The 7,242-nt window shown below is 56.6% G+C and carries 6 protein-coding genes; 4 read left to right on the top strand and 2 right to left on the bottom strand.

Annotated elements, in window-relative coordinates:
- Positions 1 to 326: 326 nt before the first annotated feature.
- Positions 327 to 1,547 carry a CaiB/BaiF CoA transferase family protein gene (locus ACP7A4_RS08645; protein ID WP_426246389.1) on the bottom strand — a complete coding sequence of 407 codons (1,221 nt, stop codon included), beginning with the start codon at positions 1,545 to 1,547 and terminating at the stop codon, positions 327 to 329.
- Positions 1,548 to 1,561: 14 nt separating this feature from the next.
- Positions 1,562 to 2,743, bottom strand: coding sequence for an acyl-CoA dehydrogenase (locus ACP7A4_RS08640; RefSeq protein WP_048363706.1), 1,182 nt, complete (start codon positions 2,741 to 2,743; stop codon positions 1,562 to 1,564).
- A 158-nt stretch (positions 2,744 to 2,901) separates the two neighbouring features.
- Here ACP7A4_RS08640 and ACP7A4_RS08635 point away from each other — a divergent pair, with 158 nt between their 5' ends.
- The 4 genes from ACP7A4_RS08635 to ACP7A4_RS08620 all read left to right on the top strand — a co-directional run bounded on the left by ACP7A4_RS08635 (position 2,902) and on the right by ACP7A4_RS08620 (position 7,124).
- Positions 2,902 to 3,798 carry a LysR family transcriptional regulator gene (locus ACP7A4_RS08635; protein WP_059766182.1) on the top strand — a complete coding sequence of 299 codons (897 nt, stop codon included), beginning with the start codon at positions 2,902 to 2,904 and terminating at the stop codon, positions 3,796 to 3,798.
- A 436-nt stretch (positions 3,799 to 4,234) separates the two neighbouring features.
- Complete coding sequence (locus ACP7A4_RS08630) at positions 4,235 to 5,356, top strand: Re/Si-specific NAD(P)(+) transhydrogenase subunit alpha (RefSeq protein WP_059766179.1); 1,122 nt, start codon at positions 4,235 to 4,237, stop codon at positions 5,354 to 5,356.
- Between the two features lie 11 nt (positions 5,357 to 5,367).
- Positions 5,368 to 5,691, top strand: a complete 324-nt coding sequence (locus ACP7A4_RS08625) for an NAD(P) transhydrogenase subunit alpha (RefSeq protein WP_003438157.1) — start codon at positions 5,368 to 5,370, stop codon at positions 5,689 to 5,691.
- The gene (locus ACP7A4_RS08620; RefSeq protein ID WP_059766177.1) at positions 5,688 to 7,124 is read left to right on the top strand and encodes an NAD(P)(+) transhydrogenase (Re/Si-specific) subunit beta; all 1,437 of its coding nucleotides are present in this window, start codon (positions 5,688 to 5,690) and stop codon (positions 7,122 to 7,124) included. Before ACP7A4_RS08625 ends, ACP7A4_RS08620 begins: the two co-directional genes overlap by 4 nt.
- Positions 7,125 to 7,242 lie beyond the last annotated feature (118 nt).

The raw sequence follows: 7,242 nt of genomic DNA, 5'->3' as shown, positions 1-7,242 counted from the left end.
GAAGATTTCAAAGTTTCCCTTGTAACTTCAACCACTTGCGCTTTCGATCTCTCGTTAGCGGGAGGCGAATTCTACAGCGTTACACGCTGCTGTCAACACCTCATTTCCTGCTTCGATGACTTGAAGCTAGCACCGCCGAAAACCGTTCAACTCATTGATACTCAAGGAGTTTTCCGTTTCGACTACGCCGGAAGTGGGGCGAATTATAGGGCGTTTTAAATCTGAGTCAACCCCTAATTGAGCGACTCTATCAATTACCTTTAACAGCCCAATAAAACCTCTATATAGAAGAGGGAGCTAATGCCCCCTCCTCACAGACAGCCACCTCAAACCGCGCCTGATTTACGTAGCCCTTCCAACGCCCCCGCAGTCAATCCCAGCACACGCTGCAATACCTCATCGGTATGCTCTCCCAGCAAAGGTGGAGCGTTGCGATACTCGACAGGCGTCTGCGATAAGCGAATTGGACTGGCAACCTGCGGCACACGCCCAGCCAACACATGAGGCAACTCTATTGCCAACCCGCGCGCCTGCACCTGAGGGTCCTGAAACACCTGCGCCAAGTCATTGATCGGCCCGCAAGGCACACCCACCGCCTCCAGCTGAGATACCCACTCAGCCGTCGTTTTGAAGACAGTCACCTGACGTATCAACGGCACCAACACCGCTCTATTCGCCACACGCGCCTTATTAGTCGAAAACCGGGAGTCCTGCGCCCACTCCCCGCGACCTGCCAATTCAGCAAATTTTCGAAACTGATTGTCATTCCCCACGGTAAGAATGAAGTCACCATCGGCAGTAGGAAAATCCTGATACGGCACAATATTTGGGTGCGCATTACCTAGCCGCTTAGGAGGAACACCTGTCGTCAGATAATTCATTGCCTGATTCGCCAGGCACGCCACCTGAACATCCAGCAGCGCCATATCGATATGCTGACCACCGCCATCATGCTGACGATGGGCCAGCGCCGCCAGAATGGCGACAGTCGAATACAGCCCCGTCAATATATCCGTCAACGCCACACCCACTTTGACCGGACCCGCCCCCTCCTCACCGTCAGGGCGCCCCGTCAAACTCATCAGACCACCCAACCCCTGAATCATGAAGTCATAGCCTGCGCGCTTGGCATACGGCCCCGTCTGACCGAAACCGGTGATCGAGCAGTAAATCAAATCCGGATTGACCTCCTTGAGCGACGCATAGTCCAAGCCATAGGCCTGCAACCCACCTACCTTGAAGTTTTCGATCAAAATATCGGACTTCGCCGCTAACTCCCGCACCAGCCGCTGACCTTCAGGTTGAGTGAAGTCAATGGTCACCGACTGCTTGTTGCGATTAGCCGACAAATAATAGGCCGCCTCCCCGGTGCTCTCACCATAAGCATCTTTAAGGAAGGGCGGCCCCCAGGCTCGCGTGTCATCACCATTGCCCGGACGCTCGACCTTGATCACTTCCGCCCCAAGGTCTGCCAGGATCTGCCCGGCCCACGGACCAGCCAACACGCGCGACAAGTCCAACACCCGCAAATGCGATAAAGCACCCATGAGCCGAACTCCTATTAATAGAACGCCTGAAGACCCGTCTGCGCACGCCCAAGAATCAGAGCATGCACATCGTGCGTACCCTCATAGGTATTCACCACTTCAAGGTTGACCAAGTGACGTGCCACGCCGAACTCATCAGAAATGCCGTTACCACCCAACATGTCACGCGCCATGCGGGCGATATCAAGTGATTTGCCGCACGAGTTACGCTTCATGATCGACGTAATCTCTACCGCTGCCGTCCCCTCGTCCTTCATCCGACCCAAACGTAGGCAACCTTGCAGGGCCAGGGTAATTTCAGTCTGCATGTCAGCCAGTTTTTTCTGAATCAATTGGGTCGCCGCCAAAGGACGACCAAACTGCTTGCGATCCAGCGTGTATTGGCGTGCGGTATGCCAGCACGACTCAGCCGCCCCCAGTGCGCCCCACGAAATGCCGTAGCGCGCCGAATTCAAGCAGGTAAACGGCCCTTTCAAGCCACGCACATCCGGGAAAATGTTTTCTTCAGGCACAAACACGTTATCCATGACGATCTCGCCGGTGATCGATGCGCGCAAACCCACCTTGCCGTGGATCGCAGGCGCACTCAGACCTTTCCAGCCTTTCTCCAGAACAAAGCCACGAATGTCGCCTGCATCATCCTTACCCCAGACCACAAACACATCCGCGATAGGGCTGTTGGTGATCCACATCTTGGCGCCCGTCAGGCTGTAGCCGCCCTCTACTTTACGCGCGCGAGTAATCATCGCACCCGGATCAGAACCATGATCAGGTTCTGTCAGACCAAAACAGCCGATCCACTCGCCCGACGCGAGTTTGGGCAGGTACTTCTGCTTCTGAGCCTCAGTGCCAAACTCATTGATCGGCACCATCACCAGCGAAGACTGCACACTCATCATTGAGCGGTAGCCGGAGTCCACACGTTCTACCTCACGCGCGATCAGGCCATAGCTCACATAATTGAGACCGCTGCCGCCGTACTGCTCAGGAATCATCGCCCCCAGCAACCCGGTTTCGCCCATCTCCCGAAAGATGGCAGGGTCTGTCTTCTCATGCCGGAAAGCCTCAAGCACACGCGGCGCCAACTTGTCCTGGGCAAACTGTTCAGCGCTGTCACGCACCATGCGCTCTTCTTCAGTGAGCTGTTGATCCAGCAGCAGTGGATCGATCCAGTTGAAGCTTGCTTTACCCGCCATGAGTGAACCCTCGCGAAATAGATCAAATGTCGTGGGCCAATCCTAGGTCCCTTCTATATAGAAGGACAAACGAGGATTGCGCACCCTCTTGTGCTAATTTCTCACTCCGTGAACATCGAAAACGCCATATTTGACTGCCTTTAGTGAGGAAGCCGTACATGCGCCGCAAGATTCCCAGCACGACCGCGCTCATCAGTTTTGAGGCCGCCGCGCGCCACGAAAGCTTCACCAAGGCTGCGCATGAACTCTCTCTCACTCAGGGCGCCATCTGCCGCCAGATCGCCAGCCTTGAAGCATTTCTCAGCGTCGAACTTTTCAGGCGCTCCAAGCGCGGGGTCAAACTCACCGAAGCCGGTCTTTCCTACAGCAGGCGCATTGCAACCCAACTGGACGCCGTAGAACGCGATACCCTTTCGATCATGGGGCAACAAGGCGCTAACGTTATTGAACTGGCCGTTGTGCCCACCTTCGGCACGCAATGGTTGCTCCCCCGACTCAAAGACTTCCAACAGCAGCACCCTGACGTCACGGTCAACCTTACAAACCGTACCCGCCCCTTCCTCTTTGCCGACACCGACTTTGACGCCGCCATCTATTTCGGCGATGCCGACTGGTCAGGCACCACGTCCTACCGCCTGATGGGGGAAAACCCGGTCCCTGTTTGCAGCCCCAACCTGCTCAACACCCACAAAACCCTCAGCGCATCAGCACTCGCCGAACTCCCCTTACTGCAACAGACCACCCGCCCCTACGCGTGGCGGCAATGGTTCAACGCACAAGAGATGAGCGTGCCACGCGACATGACCGGTCCACGCTATGAACTGTTTTCGATGCTGGCCCAAGCGGCCATGCACGACATGGGCGTCGCCCTTATCCCGCCTTTTTTGATTCAACGCGAGCTGACCGAGCAGCGCCTGGTGATTGCCCACTCCGCCACGCTACCCAGCACCAAGGCTTATCACCTGATGATTCCAGAGCGCAAAATCGAATCTGCCTCTCTCCAGGCGTTTCGCGACTGGCTCATCCAGCAAGCCCGGCGCTACAGCTTGCTGTAGCCAAGAGCAACGTCCGTAAGGGTTATGTAGTGCAGCATCAAATAACCCTACATATGTACGTAAATGTCGCTTTATAAGACCCTAAACTTATGTCTATCTGGACAAACCTGTAGGCCAGTAACCACGCGGCCTACAGGGTATTTCCGAAAGTTATGCCCGGATAACTAAAAGAAATGTGAAAAAAACTCGAAAAGCACCTTTAATCCCTAGAAGCCCCGTCGTTACTGGCGCCTGGCGTATCATTGCGACATTCGGTCACGGCATGACTTGTAGTAAAAAATCCGTCACCCTCCATAAGTTCTTGAAGGGCTAAAAAATCGCCTGCATTATGCGGCGCCCCACCCTGATTCTGGTGGGGTCGTGCTGATCGGCCGCCCCAGACGCACCCACCGCAGTGCGCTGGCTTTCTTATAAAAGATCACGCAGGAGATATGACGTGCACATTGGTGTTCCTCTCGAAACCCACACGGGTGAAACGCGGGTTGCTGCAACCCCGGAAACCATCAAGAAGCTGATCGGCCAAGGCCATAAGGTGACTGTTGAAAGCGGCGCGGGCATTAATGCCAGTGTTATCGACAGCGCTTATGAAGCCGTCGGCGCAACCATTGGCAGCGCCCAAGACGCCTTGGGTGCCGAGCTGATTCTCAAAGTGGTTGCCCCCAATGACAGCGAACTGGCCCTGATTAACAGCGGTGCCGTGCTGATTGGCATGCTCAACCCGTTCAGCAATGAAACCATTGCCAAACTGGCGGGGCACGGCATCACAGCCTTCTCTCTCGAAGCGGCCCCACGCACCTCTCGTGCGCAAAGTCTTGATGTGCTGTCATCCCAAGCCAACATTGCGGGTTACAAAGCCGTGTTGCTGGCCGCTCACTACTACCCGCGTTTCATGCCCATGTTGATGACCGCAGCTGGCACCGTTAAGGCAGCCCGCGTGCTGATCCTTGGCGCCGGAGTTGCAGGCTTGCAGGCCATCGCCACCGCCAAACGCTTAGGCGCCGTGATTGAAGCGTCGGATGTACGGCCTGCGGTTAAAGAGCAGATTGAATCGCTGGGAGCCAAGTTCGTCGACGTGCCGTATGAAACGGACGAAGAGCGCGAGTGCGCCGTCGGTGTGGGCGGCTACGCACGGCCCATGCCTGCGAGCTGGATGCAGCGCCAGGCTTTGGCCGTTCACGAACGCGCCAAACTGGCTGACATCGTCATCACCACTGCGCTGATCCCCGGCCGTAAGGCCCCGGTACTGCTCAGCGCAGAAACCGTGGCGCAAATGAAACCCGGCTCAGTGGTCATCGACCTCGCCGCGGCGCAAGGCGGCAATTGCCCGCTGACCGTGGCGGATCAAGTCGTGATTGAGCACGGTGTCACCCTCGTGGGCCACACCAATCTGGCTGCAATGGTTGCCGCAGACGCCTCCGCGCTGTATGCCCGCAATTTGCTGGACTTCCTCAAGCTGGTCTTCACCCCTGAAGGGCAGTTTCAGATCAACCTAGAAGACGACATCGTCGCTGCGTGCCTGATGTGCCGCGACGGGCAAGTCGTGCGCAAAAACGGCTGAGGATAAAAACAATGGAAGAGCTGATCTCGCCCGGCATCTACAACCTGATCATTTTCGTGCTGGCCATTTACGTTGGCTACCACGTGGTCTGGAACGTAACCCCTGCCCTGCACACCCCACTGATGGCCGTCACCAATGCCATTTCGGCGATTGTGATCGTCGGCGCGATGCTCGCCGCCGCGCTGACAGTCACCCCGCTGGGTAAAACCATGGGCACCCTGGCCGTCGCGCTGGCAGCCGTAAACGTATTCGGTGGATTTTTGGTCACCCGGCGCATGCTGGAAATGTTCAAGAAGAAAGCACCTAAAGCTAAAGAAGAGGTGCGTAAACCATGAGCATGAATCTGGTCACTGTGCTGTATCTGGTTGCATCGATTTGCTTCATTCAAGCGCTTAAAGGCCTGTCGCACCCGACCACCTCACGTCGCGGCAACCTGTTCGGCATGCTCGGCATGGCTTTGGCGGTGATTACCACCGTAGGGCTTATCTACAAACTGGGCGCTGAAATAGCGACAGCGGGTATCGGCTACGTGATTGTCGGCCTGTTGGTCGGCGGAACCGCTGGCTCGATCATGGCCAAGCGCGTTGAAATGACCAAAATGCCCGAGCTGGTTGCCTTCATGCACAGCATGATCGGCCTGGCGGCGGTGTTCATTGCCATTGCCGCCGTCGTCGAGCCGCAATCGCTGGGCATCGTCAAGCACCTGGGCGACGCCATTCCTGCGGGCAACCGTCTGGAACTGTTTCTGGGTGCTGCCATTGGCGCGATTACCTTCTCGGGTTCGGTGATCGCTTTCGGCAAACTGTCGGGTAAATACAAGTTCCGCCTGTTCCAGGGTGCACCGGTACAGTTCGGCGGCCAACACAAGCTGAACCTGGCACTGGGCCTGGCCACCTTGGCGCTGGGCATCACCTTCATGCTGACCGGCAACCTTAATGCCTTCGCATTGATGCTGGCTCTGGCGTTCGTACTGGGCGTGCTGATCATCATCCCCATTGGCGGCGCAGACATGCCGGTCGTGGTGTCGATGCTCAACAGCTACTCAGGCTGGGCGGCAGCAGGTATCGGCTTCTCGCTGAACAACTCAATGCTGATTATTGCCGGTTCGCTGGTGGGCTCCTCGGGCGCAATCCTGTCGTACATCATGTGCAAGGCGATGAACCGTTCGTTCTTCAACGTGATTCTCGGTGGTTTTGGCGGCGCAACCGATGTTGCCGGCCCTGCGGGTGCGCAAGAAGCCCGTCCGGTTAAATCCGGCTCGGCAGACGACGCCACTTTCTTGCTGACCAACGCCGACACCGTCATCATCGTGCCGGGTTATGGCCTGGCCGTAGCGCGGGCACAGCACGCACTTAAAGAGCTGACCGAGAAACTGACCCATCGCGGCGTGACCGTCAAATACGCCATCCACCCGGTAGCGGGCCGGATGCCAGGCCATATGAACGTGCTGCTGGCCGAGGCCGAAGTGCCTTATGACCAAGTGTTCGAAATGGAAGACATCAACTCCGAGTTTGGTCAGGCCGACGTAGTGCTGGTGTTGGGCGCCAACGACGTGGTCAACCCGGCCGCCAAGAACGATCCCAAATCCCCGATTGCGGGCATGCCGATCCTTGAGGCTTACAAAGCCAAGACCGTCATCGTTAACAAACGCTCAATGGCCAGTGGCTACGCAGGTCTGGATAACGAACTGTTTTACTTGGATAAAACCATGATGGTCTTCGGTGACGCCAAGAAAGTTATTGAAGATATGGTCAAAGCGGTCGAGTAACATCCCCGCCACTGCACGACTGAGAACCCCGGCGCTGAATTGACCGGGGTTTTTTATTCCCCAAAGATCCCGACCAAAGGGTCTAAATCGCCGTCAGGCATTCGACCATGGTAGCGGG

The sequence above is a fragment of the Pseudomonas sp. TWR3-1-1 genome (genome assembly GCF_049896545.1).
Classification (GTDB): Bacteria; Pseudomonadota; Gammaproteobacteria; order Pseudomonadales; family Pseudomonadaceae; genus Aquipseudomonas; species Aquipseudomonas weihenstephanensis.
This window is presented reverse-complemented; position numbering and strand designations above follow the sequence as displayed.